Annotated in this window: 19 protein-coding genes; 10 read left to right on the top strand and 9 right to left on the bottom strand. The window is 75.8% G+C overall.

Going from position 1 to position 20715, the window contains the following annotated elements; all coding sequences use genetic code 11:
- Positions 1-253: 253 nt before the first annotated feature.
- The 4 genes from ACPXCB_RS01330 to ACPXCB_RS01345 all read left to right on the top strand — a co-directional run bounded on the left by ACPXCB_RS01330 (position 254) and on the right by ACPXCB_RS01345 (position 4165).
- Complete coding sequence (locus ACPXCB_RS01330) at positions 254-922, top strand: class I SAM-dependent methyltransferase (protein WP_425871389.1); 669 nt, start codon at positions 254-256, stop codon at positions 920-922.
- Positions 923-931: 9 nt separating this feature from the next.
- Positions 932-2095, top strand: a complete 1164-nt coding sequence (locus ACPXCB_RS01335; protein WP_425871391.1) for a cytochrome P450 — start codon at positions 932-934, stop codon at positions 2093-2095.
- A 388-nt stretch (positions 2096-2483) separates the two neighbouring features.
- Positions 2484-3416: an ATP-binding cassette domain-containing protein gene (locus ACPXCB_RS01340; RefSeq protein ID WP_425871393.1), complete on the top strand. Its 933-nt coding sequence runs from the start codon at positions 2484-2486 to the stop codon at positions 3414-3416.
- A complete protein-coding gene (locus tag ACPXCB_RS01345; RefSeq protein WP_425871395.1) occupies positions 3413-4165 on the top strand; it encodes an ABC transporter permease subunit in 753 nt (250 codons plus the stop codon). Before ACPXCB_RS01340 ends, ACPXCB_RS01345 begins: the two co-directional genes overlap by 4 nt.
- 139 nt (positions 4166-4304) lie before the next feature.
- Here the strand turns inward: ACPXCB_RS01345 and ACPXCB_RS01350 are convergent, their stop codons facing one another.
- Genes ACPXCB_RS01350 through ACPXCB_RS01365 form a run of 4 tightly spaced genes read right to left on the bottom strand, consistent with a single transcriptional unit; the run spans position 4305 to position 8598 of the window.
- Positions 4305-4991 carry a response regulator gene (locus ACPXCB_RS01350; protein ID WP_425871397.1) on the bottom strand — a complete coding sequence of 229 codons (687 nt, stop codon included), beginning with the start codon at positions 4989-4991 and terminating at the stop codon, positions 4305-4307.
- Positions 4988-6682 (bottom strand): sensor histidine kinase, encoded by a 1695-nt coding sequence (locus ACPXCB_RS01355; protein ID WP_425871398.1) that lies wholly within the window; start codon positions 6680-6682, stop codon positions 4988-4990. Before ACPXCB_RS01355 ends, ACPXCB_RS01350 begins: the two co-directional genes overlap by 4 nt.
- Before the next feature lie 54 nt (positions 6683-6736).
- Positions 6737-7465, bottom strand: coding sequence for a dethiobiotin synthase (gene bioD, locus ACPXCB_RS01360; RefSeq protein WP_425871399.1), 729 nt, complete (start codon positions 7463-7465; stop codon positions 6737-6739).
- Complete coding sequence (locus ACPXCB_RS01365; RefSeq protein WP_425871401.1) at positions 7462-8598, bottom strand: 8-amino-7-oxononanoate synthase; 1137 nt, start codon at positions 8596-8598, stop codon at positions 7462-7464. Before ACPXCB_RS01365 ends, bioD begins: the two co-directional genes overlap by 4 nt.
- A 154-nt stretch (positions 8599-8752) precedes the next feature.
- On the opposite strand from ACPXCB_RS01365, the gene bioB reads away from it, so the two are divergent.
- The 3 genes from bioB to ACPXCB_RS01380 are packed head-to-tail and all read left to right on the top strand — an operon-like array spanning position 8753 to position 10490.
- On the top strand, positions 8753-9748 hold the full coding sequence (gene bioB, locus ACPXCB_RS01370; protein ID WP_425871403.1) for a biotin synthase BioB: 996 nt from the start codon (positions 8753-8755) through the stop codon (positions 9746-9748).
- Complete coding sequence (locus tag ACPXCB_RS01375) at positions 9745-9978, top strand: hypothetical protein (protein ID WP_425871405.1); 234 nt, start codon at positions 9745-9747, stop codon at positions 9976-9978. Before bioB ends, ACPXCB_RS01375 begins: the two co-directional genes overlap by 4 nt.
- A gap of 5 nt (positions 9979-9983) precedes the next feature.
- Positions 9984-10490 (top strand): GNAT family N-acetyltransferase, encoded by a 507-nt coding sequence (locus tag ACPXCB_RS01380; RefSeq protein WP_425871406.1) that lies wholly within the window; start codon positions 9984-9986, stop codon positions 10488-10490.
- Positions 10491-10510: 20 nt separating this feature from the next.
- Here the strand turns inward: ACPXCB_RS01380 and ACPXCB_RS01385 are convergent, their stop codons facing one another.
- From ACPXCB_RS01385 to ACPXCB_RS01395, 3 genes are all read right to left on the bottom strand, one after another.
- Positions 10511-11962 (bottom strand): hypothetical protein, encoded by a 1452-nt coding sequence (locus tag ACPXCB_RS01385; protein WP_425871407.1) that lies wholly within the window; start codon positions 11960-11962, stop codon positions 10511-10513.
- Positions 11959-12477, bottom strand: a complete 519-nt coding sequence (locus ACPXCB_RS01390) for a SigE family RNA polymerase sigma factor (RefSeq protein ID WP_425871409.1) — start codon at positions 12475-12477, stop codon at positions 11959-11961. Before ACPXCB_RS01390 ends, ACPXCB_RS01385 begins: the two co-directional genes overlap by 4 nt.
- A gap of 64 nt (positions 12478-12541) precedes the next feature.
- Positions 12542-13066 (bottom strand): DUF488 family protein, encoded by a 525-nt coding sequence (locus tag ACPXCB_RS01395; protein ID WP_425871411.1) that lies wholly within the window; start codon positions 13064-13066, stop codon positions 12542-12544.
- A gap of 91 nt (positions 13067-13157) precedes the next feature.
- Here ACPXCB_RS01395 and ACPXCB_RS01400 point away from each other — a divergent pair, with 91 nt between their 5' ends.
- The gene (locus tag ACPXCB_RS01400) at positions 13158-14117 is read left to right on the top strand and encodes a hypothetical protein (RefSeq protein ID WP_425871412.1); all 960 of its coding nucleotides are present in this window, start codon (positions 13158-13160) and stop codon (positions 14115-14117) included.
- 114 nt (positions 14118-14231) lie between these two features.
- On the opposite strand, the gene ACPXCB_RS01405 is transcribed toward ACPXCB_RS01400, so the two are convergent.
- A complete protein-coding gene (locus tag ACPXCB_RS01405) occupies positions 14232-17162 on the bottom strand; it encodes a glycoside hydrolase family 9 protein (protein WP_425871414.1) in 2931 nt (976 codons plus the stop codon).
- A gap of 440 nt (positions 17163-17602) precedes the next feature.
- Here ACPXCB_RS01405 and ACPXCB_RS01410 point away from each other — a divergent pair, with 440 nt between their 5' ends.
- Positions 17603-19168 carry an aldehyde dehydrogenase family protein gene (locus tag ACPXCB_RS01410; RefSeq protein ID WP_425871416.1) on the top strand — a complete coding sequence of 522 codons (1566 nt, stop codon included), beginning with the start codon at positions 17603-17605 and terminating at the stop codon, positions 19166-19168.
- A 34-nt stretch (positions 19169-19202) separates the two neighbouring features.
- Complete coding sequence (locus ACPXCB_RS01415) at positions 19203-19523, top strand: VOC family protein (protein WP_425872112.1); 321 nt, start codon at positions 19203-19205, stop codon at positions 19521-19523.
- Positions 19524-19591: 68 nt separating this feature from the next.
- Here ACPXCB_RS01415 and ACPXCB_RS01420 read toward each other — a convergent pair whose 3' ends face one another.
- Positions 19592-20665 carry a GNAT family N-acetyltransferase gene (locus ACPXCB_RS01420; protein ID WP_425871418.1) on the bottom strand — a complete coding sequence of 358 codons (1074 nt, stop codon included), beginning with the start codon at positions 20663-20665 and terminating at the stop codon, positions 19592-19594.
- Between the last annotated feature and the right edge of the window lie 50 nt (positions 20666-20715).

The raw sequence follows: 20715 nt of genomic DNA on the forward strand, positions 1-20715 counted from the left end.
GCCGATTTCACCGACGGTGGTGAACCGGTCACCCCATCCCCGCGACACGCCCGGCCCCGACGACCGCGCGACGGCGACCGGCCGGAGGGCGACGCGCGACGATGTCCGGCTTGCGGCGGCCGGTCGGGGCCGAGCGCGTGACGGCGACCGGCTTGCGGCGGCCGGTCGGGGCGGCCCTCGACGGGCCGCCGATCGGGGGCGATCCGGGGTGGCGCCGGGCGGCGGGTTCGGGCGGCGGGAGACAATCGCTGGCGTGTCCGACCTCTCCGCCGCCTTCGTCCGCCTGCACGCCAGTCTCTGCCCGGTCGCCTTCGTTCCCGAGGTGCGGCTGCACCAGGCGGACGACGCCATCGGGCTGTGGGAGCTGACGGAGGGCGAGTTCCGCAGCGCGCAGCCGCCGCCGTTCTGGGCCTTCGCCTGGGCCGGCGGGCAGGCGCTGGCCCGGTACGTCACCGACCACCCGGAACTGGTCGCCGGCCGCCGGGTGCTGGACCTCGCCGCGGGCTCCGGCCTGGTCGCCATCGCCGCCGCGCGGGCCGGCGCCGCCGCCGTGCGCGCTGTGGAGATCGACGAGCTGGCCGTCGCGGCCGTCGCGGTCAACGCCGAGGCCAACGGGGTACGCGTCGACGCCGAACTCGGCGACGTCCTCGACGGCGACGCCGGTGGGGCCGAGGTGGTGCTCGCCGGGGACGTGTTCTACAGCCAGGCGATGGCCAACCGGGTGCTGCGCTTCCTGCTCCGGGCCACCCGCGCCGGGGCCCGGGTGCTGGTCGGCGACCCCGGCCGGGCCTTCCTGCCCCACGAGCGCTTCGACGAGCTGGCCGTCTACGACGTGCCGGTGCCCGAGACGCTGGAGAGCGTACGGGTGAAGCGCACCACGGTGTGGCAGTTGCGGGCGGGGCTGCCGGGGGCGGGCCGCTAGCGTGTCGGCGTGCTGTTCCGGAGCTGGGCGCAGACCGCCGACGCGCACTGGCCGGACGTGGCCCGGGTACGCGACCACGTGGGGGTCGCGCACCTGGTCGTGACCCGGCACGCCCTGGTCCGTGAGGTGCTCACCGATCCGGCGACGTACCGGCCGGACAACGCGCTGGACGCGGTGACCCCGATCCCGGTGGCCGCGCTGCGGGTGCTGGCCGGGCACCGGTTCCGACTGCCGCCCACCCTGGCGAACAACGGCGGCGCCAGCCACCCGGCGATCCGGGCGATCGTCGCCGACGCCCTGCACCCGACGCGGGTCGCCGCGCAGCGGCCCTGGCTGACCGACCTGGTCCGGGAGCGCGTCCGCGGGATCGCCGCGACCCTGGACGCCGGCGGGGCGGTGGACCTGCACGCCCGGCTCGCCGCCGACCTGCCGCTGCTGGTGCTGGCCCGGCTGGTCGAGCTGCCGGACGCGCCGGTCAGCGCGGTCAAGGAGTTCGCCCGCGCCGCGCTGGAACTGTTCTGGGCGCCGCTGGACGCCGAACGGCAGCAGGCCCTCGCCGCCGAGGTGGGCCGCTTCCACCGGGTGCTGCGGGAGTTCGCCGCGACCGGGGGCGGGCTGGCCGGGTCGCTGCGGGCCGCCGGGCACCCGCCCGACGTGGTGGTCGGCGCGCTGTTCTTCCTGCTGGTGGCCGGTCAGGAGACCACCTCGCAGTTCCTCACCCTGCTGCTGCACCGGCTGACCGGCGAGCCAGCCGTGCTGGCCGGCCTGCGCGACGGCACCGTCGCGGTCGCCGACGTCGTCGAGGAGGGGCTGCGGCTGGAGCCGCCGATCGTGACCTGGCGACGGGTGGCGACGGTGGACACCACGCTGGGCGGGACGGCGGTGCGGGCGGGCACCAGCATCGTGCTCTGGTTGGCCCGCGCCGGCCGCGACCCGGCCACCGTCGACGCGCCGGACGAGTTACGGCCCGGGCAACGCGGCTCCCGCCGGCACCTGGCCTTCGGGGCGGGCGCGCACCGCTGCGTCGGCGACCAGTTGGCCCGGATGGAGGCGGCGGTGGTGGTCGCGGAGACCGCCGCGCTGCTGGACGGGGTCAGCGTCGTCCGCGAGCCGTGGTGCCCGGACAACCTGACCTTCCGGATGCCCGACGCCTTCGTCGTCCGCCGCCGCTGACCGGCCCACGGACGCCGTACCGCACCGGCCCGGGGTGACGTGCTCTCCGGGGTGGCCCCGGTGGCCCGCCAACGGACACACCCCGCTCGGTGAGCGGCACGCGGCTCGGTGATCAGGACGCCATGGACCTTTGCCGGCGGTTTTAAGGTCCATGGCGTCCTGATCACCATCGGCGAGGCGGTGGCGGGGGCTGCGTCGGCGGGCGGTGAGCAGGTCGCGGCGGCGGCCCGGGTGGGCGAGGCGCCGGCCCTCGTGGGCGAGGTGGCGGCCGCGTGGGAGAGGCGGCGGCCCCGTGTGGAGAGGTGGCGGCGGGACTCGACGAAAGTCAGTGGAGGGTGGTGCCGTTCGGGCGCGGTCGGGGCGGGGGTTCCGGACCTAGCGTCGGCGCATGATCACATTACGTGGGTTGACCAAGCGGTTCGGGAGCACGACCGCTGTCGACGCCCTGACCGTCGACATCGGGCCGGGACGGGTCACCGGCTTCCTCGGCCCGAACGGCGCGGGCAAGTCCACCACCATGCGGATGATCCTCGGGCTGGACCGGCCCACCGCCGGGCAGGCGCTCGTGCGCGGGCGGGCGTACCGGGAACTGCGGCGCCCGCTGCGTGAGGTCGGCGCGCTGCTCGACGCCCGGGCCGTGCATCCCGCCCGCTCGGGTCGGGCGCACCTGCTCGCGATGGCCCGCAGCAACGGGATACCGGACCGCCGGGTGGACGAGGTGCTCGCCACGGTGGGGCTGGACGCCCGTGCCGCCGCCAAGCCCGGCCGCACCCTCTCCCTCGGCATGGGCCAGCGGCTCGGCATCGCCGGGGCGCTGCTCGGCGACCCGCCGGTGCTGATGTTCGACGAGCCGGTCAACGGCCTCGACCCGGACGGGGTGCGCTGGGTCCGGCAGCTGATGCGGTCCCTGGCCGACGAGGGCCGGACGGTCTTCGTCTCCAGCCACCTGATGACCGAGATGCAGCTCACCGCCGACCGCCTCGTGGTGATCGGCCGGGGTCGCCTGCTCGCCGACGCCCCGATCGACGAGGTCATCGCCGGCAGCGCGGTGGCGGTGCGCGTACGCAGCCCGCAGCCGGCCGGCCTCGCCGCCCTCGCCGGGCGCCTCACCGCCGCCGGGGCCGCCGTCGAGCCGGCCGGTCCGGACGGGCTGACCGTCACCGGCGCCACCGTCGAGCGGATCGGCGACCTGGCGTACGAGCTGGGAGTGCGGCTGCACGAGCTCAGCCCGCACGGGGCGTCACTGGAACAGGCCTTCATGGAACTGACCGCCGACAGCGTCGAGTACGCCGGCACCCCGACCGTGAGCGAGGCACGATGAACACGATCTCCGCCGAGTGGACCAAGGTGTGGTCCGTGCGTTCCACCTGGTGGTCCTTGCTGGCCGGGGTGCTGCTGATGGCCGCCACCGCCGGTCAGCTGGCCATCTACGCCGCCAACGCGAACACCAACGACGACCCGGCCGACGACGCCGGAATCGTCACCGTCGGCAGCGTCGTGATCGGCTCGGTCGAGCTGACCCAGTACGCCGTGCTGGCGCTGGGCCTGCTCGTGATCACCAGCGAGTTCACCAGCGGCACGATCCGTACCACCTTGCAGTGCACGCCGTCGCGCGGCCGGGTGCTGCTGGCCAAGGCCGTGGTGACCGGGGCGGTGACGTTCGCGCTCGGGCTGCTGCTCGGCGCGGTCGGCGCGCTGGTGGCGCGGCCGGTGCTCGGCCGTTGGGGCGCCGCGCCGGCGGGCGGCACCGTCGGCGACGTGCTGGCGGTGGCGACCTACCTGGCGCTGGTCGGCGTGCTGGCCCTCGGGCTCGGCGCGGCCCTGCGCAGCGCGGTGCTCACCCTGATCGTGCTCGTCGCCACGCTGATGATCGTCCCGCTGTCGTTGCAGGAACCGGACATCGCCGTGCTCAACCGGATCGCGGACGCCTTCCCGGGGGTCGCTGGCGGGCACTTCCTGGCCGGGGACACCGACCCGTACCCGGCGCAGGTCGGGTTGCTCCTGCTCGCCGGCTGGGCCGGCGCGGCGCTGCTGCTGGGCCGCGCCGCGCTGCGCCGCCGCGACGCGTAAGCCGGGCGAACGCGTAAGCCGCCCGAACGCGTGAGACGCCCGAACGCGTGAGACGCCCGAACGCGTGAGACGCCCAAGACACGTAAGGCGCCCAGGACGCGAGACGCCAGGACGTGCGAGGACGTCGGGGCGGGGCGGGTCAGCCGGTGGGCTCGACCAGCCCCGCCTCGTACGCGAGGATCGCCGCCTGCACCCGGTTGCGCACTTCGAGCCGGGTGAAGACGCTCGTCAGGTAGCTCTTCACGGTCCCCTCGACCAGGTGCAGCCGGCGGGCGATCTCGGCGTTGGACAGGCCCGCCCCGACCAGCGCGAGCACCTCCCGCTCTCGCTCGGTCAGCCCCGCCAGCCGGTCCCGGGCCACCGGCCGGCGAGCCAGCCGCTCACCGCCCAGCTCGATGACGCGGCGGGCCACCTGCGGTGACAGGTACGCGCCGCCGTCGGCGACGGCATGTACCCCTGCGATCAATTCGCGTGGGTCGCCGGCCTTGAGCAGGAATCCGCTCGCCCCGTGCCCGAGCGCCCGGGCGACGTGGTCGTCCTCGCCGAACGTGGTCAGCATGAGCGTCGCCGTCTCCGGCACGAGCCGGCGGATCTCGGCGGCGGCGGAGAGCCCGTCCAGCCTCGGCATCCGGATGTCCAGCAGTGCCACCCGGGGCCGGTGCGCCCGGACGAGTTCCACCGCGGCCCGGCCGTCCCCGGCCTCGGCCACCACCTCGATGCCCGGATCGGTGGCCAGGATGGCGCGGACACCGGCCCGGATCATCGCCTCGTCGTCGGCGAGGACGACCCGCACCGGGCCGGCCGTGTCGGCCGTGTCGGCGTTCATCCGTCGATCCGCTCCTTGCTGACCAGCCGGCCCTCGACGAAGCAGAGCCGCCACGTCGGCTGGGCCAGGGGGAAGTTGCCGTCGGTGTAGTGCTCGCAGCCGGGACGCGCCGTCCCGGCGGGCGGGGCCGACTGCCGTCGGGGCAGCCCGGTCAGCTCGGCGCGCTGCGCGCCCACGGGCATCCGCGCGAAGGCCCCGTCGTCGAGGACCGTACCGGCGGTGGCGACCGGGTAGTAGACGAGGGAGAGGACCAGCGCGAGGCCCGCCGGGGCGCCGAGGGCCGTCAGCAGGCTGAGCCGGACCCGCCGGCGGGCGTCGCGCAGCCGCCGCTCGGCCTCGCCCGACCGCTCCCCCGGCGACCCGCCGTCCGACGCGTCGGCGCCCGCACCCGGGGCGACCGGAAACCCCGGTTCGTCCGCCTCGCCCGCCGACCAGCCATCCGCCGACCAGCCGCCCGCCGACCACCGGCCGCTGCCGGGGCCGGAGTCGGAGTCGCCTCCACCCGACGGGAGGGCGTCGGCGCCCGCCCGGGCCGCCGCCGGCAGGCGGGCACGGACGGCGAAGCCGCCACCGTCCTGGTGACCGGTCGTCAGGACGCCGCCGGCGAGCCGGACCCGCTCGGCGAGGGCGAGCAGGCCGGAACCGGTGGACGGCGGGCCCGGCAGCGGCCCGGCCGGTGGCGGCGCGTTGACGACGGCCACCTCGACCTGGTCGCCGTCGCCGCGCAGGACGACGGTGACCGCCGCGCCGGGGGCGTACCGGGCGGCGTTGGTCAGCGCCTCGCGGACCACCCGGTGCGCGGCGTGCGCGGCCATCGGTGGCAGCTGCGCCAGGGCGTCCGCGCCGTCCAGGCGCACCGCCATGCCCGCCTCCCGGGCCCCGTCGACCAGCTCGATGACGCTCTCGTCGGCCGGCCGGGTGGTCGCCGCGCCGTCCGGCTCCCGGAGCACCCCGATGATCCCGTGCAGCCGCTCGGTGGCGGCGGCGACGCTGGCCCGCAGCTCTCCGGCGGCGGCCCGGTGCCGGGGCGTGAGGTCACCCGCGACCTCCAGCGCGGCGGCGCGCAGGGCGATCAGGCTCAAGTCGTGCCCGAGCGAGTCGTGCATCTCCTGGGCGATGCGCGCCCGCTCCCGCAGCCGGATCCGCTCGGCGGCACCCCGCCGCTCCCGGTCCCGCGCCTCGGCGTGCCGGCGGCCGGCGTCGGCCAGCACGGCCTGCTGGCGCCGGTACCGCCCGACGAGCCATGGGAACACCCCGGCGAAGAGCAGCACGGAGGCGAGCAGGAACCAGGTGGCCGCGCCGGTGCCGAGCAGCCCCAGGTTGAGCACGGTGCCGCCGGCCGCGAGCACGGCGAAGGCGACGGCGGCCGTGCGGGCGGTGGCGCTGCGGCGACCGGTCAGATAACTGAACACCGGGATCGCGAAGAGGAAGTTGCCGTCCAGCAGCGACCCGAGCACCACGACGACCAGGGCGGCCACCGGCCATCGCCGGCTCACCGCGACCGCCACCGTGAGCAGCAGCAGCGCGCCGGCCAGCCGGGCGGTGGCCTGCCCCGAGTGCGGCGGGGTGACAAGCGCGTACGCGATCGGGGCAGCGGTCGTCGCCCACAGGAGCAGGTCGCCGAGCCGCCGCCGGACGACCTCCCGGGACCGCACCGCGCCGCCCACCCGGCCGGACCACCAGTTCCCCACGGCGGTCAGGCTACCCACGCCCGACCTGCGCCGGCACCGACGAAAGTCAGGTGCTCAGCTGATCTCCTCGGCCCACGCGCGCCAGTCGTCGAGCACCCCGTACAGGGCGGGGGTGAGCCAGCCGGACGCGGACCGGCGGAAGACCCCCGGATCCATCGCCCCGGTCCCGGCCGGCAGGGCGCCCAGCAGGTTCGGCACCAGGTCGGTCAGGTTGGCCCAGTGCACCAGCTCCGGCGCGGCCGGCCACGCGCCGACCACCACGCCGGCCGGCACCGCCCGGCGCTCCAGCGCCTCCAGCGTCAGCGCCGTGTGGTTCAGGGTGCCCAGACCGGCCCGCGTCACCACCACGGCCGGGCAGCCCAGCGCCACCGCCAGGTCCGCCACCGTCCAGGGCTTCCCCTCCGGCCACAGCCCCATCGGCACGAGCAGGCCACCCGCGCCCTCGACGAGCACCAGGTCGTGCTTGTCGGCCTCCTCGCGGACCGCGTCGACGGCGGTGTCCAGCTCCAGCGGCTCCAACTGGGCGACCCGGGCCGCCGCCAGCGGGGCGAGCGGGTCGGGGAAGCTGGCCAGGGTCCGGCCGGTCAGCGGGGCGGCCAGCCGGTTGACCGCGTCGACGTCGCCCGGCTCGCCGCCGGCCGTACCCGTCTGGGCGGGCTTGACCACCGCGACCCGCAGGCCGGCCGCCTGCGCGGCGGCCGCGATCGCCGCGGTGACCACCGTCTTGCCGACGTCGGTGTCGGTGCCGGTCACCAGCACCGGCCCGCGCCACGGCCCGGTCATGGTGCTGCCTCCACGATGGTCTCCAGGGCCCGATCGAAGTCCGCCCGGGGGATGCCGGCGCCGATGGTCAGCCGCAGCCGGGACCGGCCGTCCGGCGTGGACGGGGGCCGGAAACAGCCGACGGCGACCCCCCGGTCGCGGCAGTCGGCCGCCCAGGCGCTCGCCGCCTCGGGGCCGGGGGCGGTGACCGAGACGACCGCGCCGTCGGGGGCGGAGACCGCCAGCCCGGCAGCGCCCAGCCGGCGGACGACCAGGGCGGCCCGCTCGGCCAGCTCCGCGCGCAGGTCGTCGCCGGCGCGGGCCAGCCCGACGGCGGCGTGTACGCCCGCGGCCACGGCCGGGGGCAGCGCGGTGTCGAAGATGAAGGTCCGGCCGGTCTCGATCACGTGCCGGACGAACTCCGCCGGCCCGGCGACCACCCCACCCGCGCCGCCGAGGGCCTTGGAGAGGGTGGCGGTGACGACCACGTCGGGCTGGCCGGCGAGGCCGGCGGCGGCCACACCCCCGGCGCCGGCCGGGCCGGTCACCCCGAGGGCGTGCGCGTCGTCGACCAGCAGCAGCGCGCCGTGCTCCCGGGCGACGGCGTGCAGCCGGGCCAGCGGGGCGAGGTCGCCGTCGACGGAGAAGACCGACTCGGTGACGACCACCGCCGGCCGGCCGGGCGCGGCGGCGAGCGCGGCGGCCACCGCCGCGACGTCGGCGTGCGGGGTCACCACGGTCTCCGCGCCCGAGATCCGGCAGCCGTCGATCAGGGAGGCGTGGTTGTGGGCGTCGGAGACGAGCAGCGTACGGGGCCGCACCAGCGCCCGGACCGCCCCGAGGTTCGCCAGGTACCCGGAGGAGAAGACGAGGGCCCGTTCAGCGCCGAGCCAGTCGGCGAGGGCGTCCTCGAGCGCGTGGTGGGCATCGGTGGAGCCGCGCACCAGCCGCGACCCGGTGGCCCCCAGCCCGTACGCCGACAGCGCCCGCGCCGCCGCGGCGGTGACCTCGGGGTGGGTGGCCAGGCCGAGGTAGTCGTTGCCGGCCAGGTCGACCACGGCGTCGCCGGCGGCCCGCGGCCGCAGCCGGCGCGTCAGCCCCGCCTTCGCGCGCAGTTCGGCACGGCGGTCGAGCGCCGCCAGCCAGTCCGCCACCGTCACCCCCACGCCGCCCGGCCGGCCGCCGTCGGCCGCTTCCGCCGGGCGAAATTACCACCCGCCGGCCAGCGCCCGGCGTGTCCACCCCTGCGTCCGGGTGCCGACACGCGGGCCGTTCGTCCCGGCCAGGTGGCCTTGTAGGGTACGAGCCATGCCAGAGATCCTCGACCAGGCCCGAACCCAGGTGCTGGAGAACGGCGTCGGTCTCGACGAGGCCGGCGTCCTCGCCGTGCTGAACCTGCCCGACGAGCAGCTGCCCGCCGCCCTCCAGCTCGCCCACGAGGTGCGGATGCGCTGGTGCGGGCCCGAGGTGGAGGTCGAGGGGATCGTCTCGCTGAAGACCGGCGGGTGCCCGGAGGACTGCCACTTCTGCTCGCAGTCCGGCCTGTTCACCTCCCCGGTCCGGTCGGTCTGGCTGGACATCCCCTCGCTGGTCGAGGCGGCGAAGCAGACCGCGGCGACCGGGGCGACGGAGTTCTGCATCGTGGCGGCCGTACGCGGCCCGGACGCCCGGCTGATGAAGCAGATGCGCGAGGGCGTCGCCGCGATCAAGGCCGAGGTCGACATCCAGGTGGCCGCGTCGCTGGGCATGCTCAGCAAGGAGCAGGTCGACGAGCTGGTCGACATGGGCGTGCACCGCTACAACCACAACCTGGAGACCTGCCGCTCCTACTTCCCCAACGTGGTCACCACGCACTCCTGGGAGGAGCGCTGGGAGACCCTGCGGATGGTCCGCGAGTCCGGCATGGAGGTCTGCTGCGGCGGCATCCTCGGCCTCGGCGAGACGGTGGAGCAGCGGGCCGAGTTCGCCGCGCAGCTCGCCGAGCTGGACCCGCACGAGGTGCCGCTGAACTTCCTCAACCCCCGCCCCGGCACCCCGCTGGGCGACCGGCCGGTGGTGGAGGGCAAGGACGCGCTGCGCGCCATCGCCGCCTTCCGGCTGGCCATGCCGCGCACCATCCTGCGGTACGCGGGCGGCCGGGAGATCACCCTCGGTGACCTGGGCACCCGCGACGGCCTGCTCGGCGGCATCAACGCGGTCATCGTCGGCAACTACCTGACCACGCTGGGCCGGCCGGCGACGTCCGACCTGGAGCTGCTCGACGACCTGAAGATGCCGGTCAAGGCGCTCTCCGCGACGCTGTGAGCGCCCCGGTGACGACGAGTGACGCGGCGACAGCGGCCGGCGGGGCGTCGGCCGCCTGGTGCGACCGCTGCGGCGAGGCCGTGGCGGCCGGCTCGCACGACGGGTGCGCGGCGGCCCGGGTGCTGGAGCCGCCGCGCTTCTGCGCGCACTGCCGCCGCCGGATGAAGGTGCAGGTGCTGCCGGTCGGCTGGGCGGCGGTCTGCGTCGAGCACGGCGAGATCCGGGGCTGAGGGGGATGCTGCGCGGCCGGGCGGTGACCCTGCGGCCGGCGGGCGCCGGGGACGTGCCGGCGCTCGCCGCGATCCGGGCCATCCCGGAGGTCCGGCGCTGGTGGCGCGGCGGCGACGACCTGGTCGCGGCCGTCCGGGCCGACCTCGCCGACGAGGCCCTGTCGGTGTACGCGATCGAGCACGACGGCCGGGTGGTCGGCGCGATCCAGTGGTACGCCGAGGACGACCCCGACTACCGGCACGCCAGCATGGACGTCTTCCTCGACCCGGCGGTACGCGGCGCCGGGCTCGGCGGGGACGCGATCCGCACCCTGGTCCGGCACCTGATCGACGAGCACGGCCACCACCGGTTCACCATCGACCCGGCGGCGGCGAACACGGCGGCCGTCCGGGCGTACGCGAAGGTCGGCTTCCGCCCCGTCGGGGTGCTGCGCCGCTACGAACGCGGCGAGGACGGGCGCTGGCACGACGGGCTGCTGATGGACCTGCTCGCCGACGAACTGGCCGACTGACCCACCCGGGTCGAGCCCCGTCAGCGGCCCGGCGGGGCGGGGCGGTGCGTCCGCGGCCACCGCCGGTGCCGCCGGTGTCGCCGCCAGAGCAGCACCAGTCCCACCACGGTCGCGACCACCAGGGCCGGCGGCATGGCCACGAGCAGAATGACCGGCCGGGCCGGGAACGGACGAGGGTCGGTCGCCGGGGCACCGAACCGGCCGGCCACCAGCAGGTCACGTGCCACGTCCATCGCCCACACCTGGCCGGGCGGGTCGAGCAGCGTCTCGACGTGACCGTCGGGGCGCAGGGCCACCAGCTGGACGTGCCCGGTCTCCCAGTAGCCGGTGTCGTTCCAGTCCGGGAGTTCGGTCGTGCTGGTGCCCGGCTCCGGCTCGTAGCGCAACGCCACCAGGTCGGTCCCACCCTGCCAGCCGAGCGCTCGCAGTGCCTGCCCGCGTACCGGCGGGAGCGCGGGGCCGGCGCCGTCGCGTCCGGTGGCGGCGTCGACGTACTCGACCCGCCAGGTGCGCGCGGCCCGCTGGTCCGCGTCGCACGGGGCCAGGCAGCCGTCCAGGTGGAGCACGGCGACGGCCGAGCCGTCGGGGGTGAACGCGCCGATCCCGGCGAGCCGACGGTCCGGCCCCAGCCGCCTGGACCAGGACGACTCCCCGTTGCGGTCGAGCATGACCAGTTCCTCGCCCACGCTGACCACGATCCGTGAACCGTCCGGGGAGAAGGCGGCCAGCGAGCCGGTCCGCACGCTCCACCGGTCGCCGAGCTCCGGCCCGAGTTCCCTGGTGGCACCGCTGGCCAGCTCCAACAGCACCAGCCGGCTGGGCCGGCGGTCGTCCTCGGCGTCGTGGTCCGCGGGTTCCGCCGAGTGGTGCAGGACGAGCAGCGCGCTGCCGTCGGGCGCCCAGGCCACCGGTGTGCCGCAGCAGGTGCTACCGGCCCAGCCGGTGAAGACCCGGCGGCTGCCGTCGGTGAGGTCGGTGACGCCCACCCAGCCGTCGGTGAAACTGTCGGCGACGTAGCGGCCGTCCGGGGAGAGCAGCACCTCCTCCCCCGCGACAGTCTCCCGGCCGCCGTAGAGCAACATCCGGTACCGGCCGTCGCGGCCGAGGACCGCGACCTTGCCCTCGTGGTCGAGGCCGTCGACACCGCGCAGGCCGAGGCCGCCGCCGCTGAACAGCAGCGAGGCCGGCCCGGGCGGGTCCTGCTGCACGGTGGCCTGCCACATGTACGGCAGGCCGATCCGCTCCGGCACACCGTCCGGGGCCGCCGCCGGCGTCGCCCACGGGCCCGGGGCCGTGAGCCCGGCCGGCACGCCGAGCGCGCAGGCCAGCACCGCCACCAGCACCGCCCCGGCGGTACGCCAGCGAGCCCGCCGCCGCTGCCGCCGCCCGGTGGCCCACGGGTCGCCGGGCAGCCGGGCCGGCGGCATCCGCTCGCCCAGCTCACGCAGCGCGGTACGCAACTCGTCGCTCATCGGTCCTCCCGGGTGGTGACGCCGACCAGGTCGGCCAGCTCGGGGGCGTGTGCCCGCAGCCGCGCCAGGGCGTCCCGCGTCTGGCTCTTGACGGTCGAGACCGAGCAGCCGAGCGCATCAGCGGTCTCCGCCTCGGTGAGGTCCTCAAAGAAGCGCAGCACCAGCACGGCCCGTTGGCGTGGGGCGAGCCGGGCCAGTGCGGCACGGACGACCATCGCGCGGGCGACGCCGGCGGTCCCGTCGGGCATCGCCCGCTCCGGCGGGTCCGCGCGCAGGTCCACGTCCCGCCAGCGACGCCGCCAGAGCGAGACGTGCTGGGTGTACATGGTCCGCCGGACGTACGGTTCGGGGTCGCCGGCCGCGCTCACCCGTTCCCAGTGCCGAGCCACCCGGACCAACGTGAGCTGCACGAGATCCTCGGCCTGGTGCTGGTCACCGGTCAGCAGCCACGCCGCCCGGGACAGCGCCGCGATCCGCCCGGACACGTACGCCCGGAACGACTCCTCAGGGTCCACGCCCACCTCCTGACACGGAGCACGCCCGGCGGTGGCCGCGCGGGTGGGTCCGGCGGGGAGTTTCTCAGGCGTCCCAGATCAGGTCGCTGTCCGGCAGCCGGCGGGCGCCCTCGGCGGGGCGGTGCGGGGTGAGCCGGCCGTCGGGCATCAGGTGGGACACCGGCACGCCGCGCCCCAGCACGGCGACGTCGGCGATCAGCCGCCGGTGGCAGCGCCACCAGACGCTCTCGCTGCACATCACCGCCGTGGTCCGGGCCGCCGCGTCGGCCAGCACCGCGTCCAGCGCCGCCCGGAAGTCGGCGGTACGGGTGTACGCCGCGTACGCCCGGAAGGCGGCCACAGTCCACCAGGTGTCCGGCTCGTCGGTGCCGGCCGGGGTGTGCCGCCGGCCGCCGAGGCGCTGTTCCCAGCGGTAGTCCACGCCGGCCGCCGGCAGCCAGCGGGCCAGTTCCTCCCGGCGTACGTCGGGGTTGGTCCGGCTCGCCGGGAACCGCCGCACGTCCACGACGAGCGCGACCCCGGCCCCCGTCAGCAGCTCGCCCAGCCGCTCCCGGTCCGCCGCCCCGTGCCCCACCGTCAGCAACTCCATCAGGAGGGAATGCCCCGAATCGCGGGCGGCTACCGCCCGGGATCCTCGCGCGGGGCAGCGGGCGGGGCGGCCGGCGGCGAGGCTGCGACGGGTGTACCCCGACCTCCCGGCCGACGAGGCCAACGGGCTCGACTGGCTGGCGTTCGCGCAGGCCGGCGTCGTGACCACCGCCCAGGTGACCCGGTCGCTGACCGAGGGCACCGTACGCGGACGCGTGCGCTCCGGGCGGTGGCGCGCGATCTGCCGGGGCGTCGTGCTGCTGGGCAACGGCCGGCTGACCCGGGACCAGCAGCTGTGGGTGGCCGTGCTCGCCGCGGGCTCCGGTGCTGTCCTGGCCGGCCCAACGGCTGCCGCCGAGGCGGGCGTACGCGGACTGCGGCGCGAGCCGCTGCACGTGCTCGTGCCGGCGCACCGGCGGGCGGGGCGCACCGTGCTGCGCCGGCTGCCGATCGACATGCCGGCGGTCGTCGTGCACCGCGCGTCGGTGCTGCCACCGGCGCATCTCCAGCTCGCCCGACCGCCGCGCACCACCACCGCCCGGGCACTGGTGGACGCGGCCGGCTGGGCCCGTACCGTCGACCAGGCGCAGGCGGCGCTGGCGGCCGGCTGTCAGCAGCGACGGGTCACGCCGGAGGAGTTGTCGGCGGTGCTGGACGCGTTGCCCCGGGCCCGTCGGCGGGCGCTGATCCGGCAGACCGTGGCCGACATCGCCGGTGGCGCGGAGGCGCTCTCGGAGATCGACTTCGTCCGGCTCTGCCGCCGCCACGGCCTGCCCGCGCCCCGCCTTCAGCAGCGGCGCGCCGACGCCTCCGGGCGGACGCGGTGGCTCGACGCGTACTGGCGGGAGTGGGGGTTGCACGTCGAGATCGACGGCGCGCACCACATGGACGTCCGGCACTGGGCGGCCGACATGAGGCGCCAGAACGATGTCTGGACCTCGGGGGACCGCATCCTCCGCTTCCCGGCGTGGCTGGTCCGCGCCCGCCCCGACGAGGTAGCCGACTCCCTCCGCCGCGCTTTGCTCGCGGCTGGCTGGCGCCCCGAGAGGTGAATCTTGGACAGTTGCCGTTCTCGCGGAACGGCAACTGTCCAAGATCGCCCGGGCCCGGACGGTGACGTCCGCGCCAGCCCGCCGGTGGCGCGGACAGCGCCACCGGGGGTCAGGCTAGGAGACGGTGCAGGGGGTGCCGTTGAGGGTGAATGCGGCGGGCTTCGGGTTCGATCCGGTGTGGGTGCCGTTGAAGCCGAAGCTGGTCGACGCGCCCGGCGCGAGCCGGCCGTTGTAGGAGAGGTTGGTGGCGGTGACGGCGGCGCCGGTCTGGGTCCACGTCGCCGACCAGCCCTGGCCGACCTTCTGGCCGGCGTGGGGGAAGGTGAAGGCGAGCGTCCAGCCGTCGATCGCGGTGGTGCCCGTGTTGGTGAGGGTGACGTTCGCGGTGAAGCCGCTGTCCCAGCCGCTGGTCGTCCAGGTCAGGGCGCAGCCGCCGGACGCGGGCGGGTCGGCGGTGGTGACGGCGACCGGCGCGGACGCCGCCGAGGCGTTGCCGGCCGCGTCCACGGCCAGCACGTGGAACTGGTACGCGGTCGCGGCGGTCAGCCCGGTCACCGCCAGCGTGGTGCCGGTGGGCGAGCCGACCAGCGTGTCCCCGCCGGCGGCCGACCGGTAGACGCGATAGCCGGTGACGCCGACGTTGTCGGTCGACGCGGCCCAGCTCAGGGTGAGCCCGGTGGCGGTGACCGCCGAGGCGGTCGGGGTGCCGGGACGGGTCGGCGCGACGGTGTCGGGGGCCGGCGCGGCGGGGGTGGTCACCTCGGCCGCGGGCGAGGCGGCCGAGCGGTTGCCGGCCCCGTCGCGGGCCCGCACCGTGAACCGGTACGTCCGCTCGGGCAGCAGCCGGGTCACGGCCAGGGTGTTGGTGGCCGAGTTGAGCAGGACGAGCGCGTCGCTGCCGACCTGCGCCTGGGTGACCTCGTAGCCGGCCAGCCCGCTGCCGCCGGCGTCGGTGGACGCGGGCCAGGTCAGGGTCAGCCCGGTCGCGGTGACGGCCGAGGCGACGGGGGTGCCGGGCACGGTCGGCGCGGTGGTGTCCGGGGTGGCCGGGCCGGGCTCCTCGCCCCAGACCCGGGTGGCGCCGGAGTGGAGGGTGACCTTCCGGTTCGGTCCGGCCGCCGCCTGGTACGACGGGTCGTTCGTCGGGTCCCAGGTGCCGCCCTCGGGCACGCCGATCTTGAACTGCACCTCCATCCGGTGCTGCGACTGACCGGCGGGCGCGATGGTGTGCCCGGTGCAGTCCACCTCGACGTACCAGATGTCGCCGGAGAACTGCCTGGCCGTGGACGGCGACGGGCAGCCCTGGGTGTAGCCGGGGGTGACCGTGACCGGGCCGGTGCCGTCGGGGCGGAAGTAGTAGCGGAACTTGCCGTCGGTCAGGGCGCGGGCCGGGAAGGCGGACTTGTTGTAGACGATGGCCTTGAGGCCGGTGGCGCGCGGCTCGGCCTGCATCACCGTGGTCTCCACGGTCAGCTCGTCGATGTCCGGCGTCTCGGCGCGGGGGAAGCCGGCGAGCGGGGTGCCGCCGTACTCCTGGGCGAGCCGGGCCAGCGCGGAGCTGAAGCCGGCGTTGTAGTCGGTCGCGACCTCGTTCATCACGTAGTCCGACCGGCTGTCGGTGTACGCGTCGTTGGCCGCCGACGGGCCGCCGACCAGCGCGCCGTAGAGGGTGTGCCGGGTCTCGACGGGCACGGTCTGGCTGTCCCACCAGGAGCCGTGCGCGGTGCGGTGGTGGGGGTTCTTCGGGGAGTTGGCGCCGAAGCCGATGACGTAGCTGGAGGCGCGCGGGTTGTCACCGAGGGCGTAGTTGATCTGCCGGACGGCGAAGTCCTTGTAGCGGGCCTTGCGGGTGGCGTCGGTGGTCTTGTCGCTGTAGACGAGGGCCGCGAAGGACGTGTTCGCCGCGTAGCGCAGCGCGCCCCACGAGTCGAGCACCGCCATTCCGCCGGGCGAGTACGGCACCCGCTGCCCGTTGACGCCGACGGTCCAGTAGTCCAGCCAGCGGTTGGCGTCGTCGACGTACTTCTGCTTGCCGGTCAGGTTGGCCAGCAGCACGTACGCCCCGAACTGCTTGTTGTCCCAGGCGATGGTCCACTTGTAGGACCGCGTGGTGCTCTGGTTCTCGGTGCCGAGCTTGTCGTACTCGCTCTCGGCCTTGGCGAGGTAGGCGGCCTCGCCGGTGGCCCGGTGCAGCCAGATCGCGGACCAGACCAGCTCGTCCTGCCAGCCGCTCCAGGAGCGGTAGAAGCTGGTCGCGTCGGTGATGCACTCGTGGTAGCTCTTGCGCACCGTGTCGGCGAACGTGTGGAGCTGCCTGGCGGGGCCGAGCAGCTTGTCGGCGTAGGCGGCGTCGGTGGGCCGGAAGACCATCGACGACGCGGCCATCGCCGCCGCCGTCTCACCGGCCAGGTCCGCACCGCCGCAGCTCGCGTCGATCTTGTACGCGGGCCGCGCCATCGGCATCACCTCGGCCGGGCCCCACCACTTGTGGTCGTCGTCGCCCTTGCCGACCTGCCCGTAGAGGACGTTGGGCGCCGGGTGCGCCTTGATGAAGTAGTCGTTGACGAAGCGCAGGTTGTTGAGCAGGTGCGGCAATTGGCCGGAGGCCACGTAGCCGGCGCGATACTCGACGGCGCCCCAGGCGAGCATGGTGGCGCTGAACGCCATGGGGAAGCCGAACTTGACGTGGTCGCCGGCGTCGTACCAGCCGCCGGTGAGGTCGAGCCCGGCGTCGGCGCCGTCGGTGAGCGCGGAGTCGCCGCGCCAGGAGACCCGGTTCCAGTCCGGCAGCGGGCCGGACTGCTGCGCCTCGTAGAAGTAGAGCGACTTCTGCAACGCCTCGGCGTAGTTGAAGGCGGCGGCGGGCGCCGCGGCGGCAAGGGGCGCGGTCCGCGTGGCGCCCCCGGCGGCGGGCGTCGCGGCGGAGGCGGGCGCCGGGGCGGTGACGGCGAGGGCGAGGCCGGCGGCGAGGGCGCTGCCGGCGGCCAGCAGGCGGGGCAGCCAGGGCTGCTCGCCCGGCCGGCGCGGACGTCTCGGGTGACGCATGACGGGCTCCTGTCGATGGCGTCGCCGGCGGCACCGGGGACGGCGCGCGGGATCGTGGTCGGGGCGTGCCGGCGAGGGTGGTGGGGGTGCCACGGGCCCGGGAGCGCTCCCATGGATGACCGACAATGTAATGCGGCGGCTGTCGGTTTGTGAAGACGCCCACCTCGGGGCGCCCGCGCGGGGGCGGCGACAGGAAAGCCCTTACCTGCACACCGGACGCACGTCACACCATCGAGATACATGGATCAAGTTACCGCGTACGGGCAGGTCACCGCCGGGATGGTCGGGCGAAGACGCGCGTCCCGGCCGGGCGGGCGGCGGGCCTGGCGTTCCGGCATACGAACGTACTGTTGCCCGCCCCTTTCCGGCGCGCGACAGTACGCCCACACCAGCGGTGCCATCGACGTTGCCGCTCCCCCGGCCAACCTGAGGAGATCGCGATGGCTCTACGACTCGCCGACGGCACCGCCTGGTCCGACACCCTCGCCCGCGCGGTGGCCGCCGCGCCCGAGGCGTTCGGCTCCCCGGTCGACGGTGTCACCACCCTGCACAACCTCGTCCGCGGCGACTGGCACGCGGTGGGCACCCCCAGCCCGGTACGCACGCCGGTGGACAACACCGTGCTCGTCAACCTGGCCCGCCTCGACGCGGAGTCCGCCCGCGCCGCGGTCGCCCACGCCGCCGCCGCGCACCGGGCCTGGGCCGACACCCCGCTCGCCGACCGCAAGGCCCGGGTCACCGACGCCCTGGACGCGCTCACCGCCCACCGCGACCTGCTCGCCCTGCTGCTGGTCTGGGAGATCGGCAAGCCGTGGCGGCTGGCCTGCGCCGACGTGGACCGGGCGCTCGACGGCGTCCGGTGGTACGTCGACGAGATCGACCGGATGCTCGCCGACGGCCGGGAGCCGCTGCCGGGACCGGTCAGCAACATCGCGTCGTGGAACTACCCGATGAGCGTGCTCGTGCACGCCGAGCTGGTGCAGCTGCTCGCCGGCAACGCGGTGATCGCCAAGACCCCGTCGCAGGGCGGGGCGGTCTGCCTCACCGTCGCGCACGCGCTGATGCGCCGGGCCGGGCTGCCCGCCACCCTGGTCTCCGGCGGCGGCGAGGAGCTGTCCGAGGTGCTGGTCCGGGCGCCGGAGATCGGCGCGGTGGCGTTCGTCGGCGGGCGCTCCAACGGCGGCAAGGTCGCCGCCGCGCTGCTCGACTCCGACAAGCGGCACTTCATCGAGCAGGAGGGCCTCAACGCCTGGGGCATCTGGAACTTCTCCCAGTGGGACCTGCTCGCCGGGCACCTGAAGAAGGGCTTCGAGTACGGCAAGCAGCGCTGCACCGCGTACCCGCGCTTCGTGGTCCAGCGGGACCTCGTCGACGAGTTCCTCGACATGTACCTGCCGGTCGTACGCTCCGTCCGGTTCGGGCACCCGCTCGCCGTCGGCGACGACTGGACCGCCGGTGACCCGCTGCCCGAGCTGGACTTCGGCCCGCTGATCAGCGCCGCCAAGGCCGACGAGCTGCGCCGCAAGGTCGACGAGGCCGTACGCGGCGGCGCCGTGCCGCTGCACCGGGGCAAGCTGCACGGCGCGCCGTTCCTCGACGGGCAGGACACCTCCGCGTACGTGGCCCCGTCGGTGCTGCTGGCCCCGCCCGGCCGGTCCCGGCTCATGCACGCCGAGCCGTTCGGCCCGGTCGACACCATCGTCGTGGTGGACACCACCGACGAGCTGCTGGCCGCGATGAACGCCTCGAACGGCGCGCTGGTCGCCTCGCTGGCCTGCGACGACGAGGAACTGGCCGGCAAGCTCGCGGTCGACCTCCAGGCGTTCAAGGTCGGCATCAACAAGCCGCGTTCCCGGGGCGACCGGGACGAGCCGTTCGGCGGCCGGGGCGCGTCCTGGAAGGGCGCCTTCGTCGGCGGCGACCTGCTGGTGCACGCGGTGACCCAGGGCGGCGACGGCCGCCTCTACGGCAACTTCCCCGACTACAACAGCTACCCGACGACCTGATGTGCAAGGAAGGGCACCCTGTTGACGCACAGCGATCGCAGGGTGCCCTTCCCGACACCCGGCGGCGGAGACACGTCAGGCCGCCGTCCATCCGCCCGGCCAGCCCGGCGCCGCCCTCGCCATGGACCTCAGCGAGAGCCCGGCCGAGGAGTTTCCCCGGATCCACTTCGACCTCGACGCCGGCGACGTGGACCTCGACGACGAGGTCTCCCGGCTGGTCGCGCTCGGTGCCCGCCGGGTCGACTGGCCGCGCTATCCCGCCGACCCGCACCCCGCCGAGCCGCCGTACGTGGTGCTCGCCGACCCGGAGGGCAACCGGTTCTGCGTGCAGGGCCGCCGCACGGGCGACGGCTGACAGCTCACCCGTGCCGCACGGGCGACGGCTGACAGCTCACCCGTCCCGTCCGGGCGACGGCTGACGACTCAGCCCTGCCGCGCGGACGCGCCCTCGACGAGCGCGACGGTGAGGGTCACCAGGGCGCCGTCCCGCTCGGTCGGGGTCGGCCGGCCGAGCCGCCGCACGGTGCGCAGCATCGGGGCGTTCTCCGCGTGGACGTGCAGCACCAGGGCCGCGTAGCCGGCCTGCTCGGCGTGCCGGACCAGCCGGCGCAGCAGGGCCGAGCCGAGGCCCCGACGCTGCCAGTCGTCGCGGACCAGCAGCGCCACCTCGGCCTCGTCGCCCTCGGCGAGCAGGTTCGCCATCGCCACCACCGACTCCGCCCCGGTGCCGCCGGCCGGCTGCGTCGCCCCGGCGTCGCCGGCCGTGGCGAGCAGGGTCACGCCCCGGGCCGGCTCCAGCAGCCGGCGCAGCCGGGCCGGGGTCGGCGTCCCCGCGCCGCCGAGGTAACGCCGGTGCCGGCTGTGCGGCGAGCAGCCCTCGTGCAGCTCGACCACGCCGGGCAGGTCGTCGACGGTCGCGGGCCGTACGGTCGCCTCGGCGCCGTCGGGCAGCACCAGGGTGACCTGCTCGGCGGCCCGGCGCGCGACGGCGGCCGACAGCTCGACCAGGGCCTGGGCGCGGGCGTACTCGGCCGGGGTGAAGCCCGGCACGGCGCGGCGCAGCGCGTACGACCCGCCGGCCGGGTCGTCCAGCAGCATGGTGGTGTCGGCCAGCCCGCCGCCGCAGCCTGCCGACGCGGGTCGCCAGGTGACCGCGTCCGCGCCGAGCAGGGCGCGCAGCGCCTCCCCGGTCGCGTCCGGGTCCCGCACCAGCCGGGTGGCCAGGCCGAGTGCCCGGGTCGGCTGGTCGGCGAGCCCGCGCGCCTCGCTGCGCGCCACCCAGCAGTCCCGGCCCCGCCCCCGCCGCACGGCGGCGACGAGGCCGGCCTCGTCGAGCGTGTCCGGCGCGTCGACCAGGAAGTCGTCGACGGCACCCCGCTCGGTGGTGTGCACCTGCACGGCGAGGATGTTGACCCCCCGCAACGCCAGGCTGGCCGTGAGCACCGACAGGTAGCCCGGCCGGTCGTCCACGGTCGCCCGGATCCGCCACAGCGTCATGGTCCGCTCCCTTCCCCCGTACGAGGCTCGCCCGTCGCTGTTGCGGGCCG

Origin of the sequence: Micromonospora sp. DT62 (assembly GCF_049847285.1) — a bacterium.
Taxonomy (GTDB): domain Bacteria; phylum Actinomycetota; class Actinomycetes; order Mycobacteriales; family Micromonosporaceae; genus Micromonospora; species Micromonospora reichwaldensis.

What these genes read in the sequence shown, in the direction of transcription:
- ACPXCB_RS01345 (WP_425871395.1), top strand. Translation starts at nt 3,413, where the DNA reads ATGAACACGATCTCCGCCGAGTGGACCAAGGTGTGGTCCGTGCGTTCC.
- bioD (WP_425871399.1), bottom strand. Translation starts at nt 7,465, where the DNA reads ATGACCGGGCCGTGGCGCGGGCCGGTGCTGGTGACCGGCACCGACACC.
- ACPXCB_RS01410 (WP_425871416.1), top strand. Translation starts at nt 17,603, where the DNA reads ATGGCTCTACGACTCGCCGACGGCACCGCCTGGTCCGACACCCTCGCC.
- ACPXCB_RS01395 (WP_425871411.1), bottom strand. Translation starts at nt 13,066, where the DNA reads ATGGAGTTGCTGACGGTGGGGCACGGGGCGGCGGACCGGGAGCGGCTG.
- ACPXCB_RS01420 (WP_425871418.1), bottom strand. Translation starts at nt 20,665, where the DNA reads ATGACGCTGTGGCGGATCCGGGCGACCGTGGACGACCGGCCGGGCTAC.
- bioB (WP_425871403.1), top strand. Translation starts at nt 8,753, where the DNA reads ATGCCAGAGATCCTCGACCAGGCCCGAACCCAGGTGCTGGAGAACGGC.
- ACPXCB_RS01385 (WP_425871407.1), bottom strand. Translation starts at nt 11,962, where the DNA reads ATGAGCGACGAGTTGCGTACCGCGCTGCGTGAGCTGGGCGAGCGGATG.
- ACPXCB_RS01380 (WP_425871406.1), top strand. Translation starts at nt 9,984, where the DNA reads ATGCTGCGCGGCCGGGCGGTGACCCTGCGGCCGGCGGGCGCCGGGGAC.
- ACPXCB_RS01405 (WP_425871414.1), bottom strand. Translation starts at nt 17,162, where the DNA reads ATGCGTCACCCGAGACGTCCGCGCCGGCCGGGCGAGCAGCCCTGGCTG.
- ACPXCB_RS01350 (WP_425871397.1), bottom strand. Translation starts at nt 4,991, where the DNA reads ATGAACGCCGACACGGCCGACACGGCCGGCCCGGTGCGGGTCGTCCTC.
- ACPXCB_RS01340 (WP_425871393.1), top strand. Translation starts at nt 2,484, where the DNA reads ATGATCACATTACGTGGGTTGACCAAGCGGTTCGGGAGCACGACCGCT.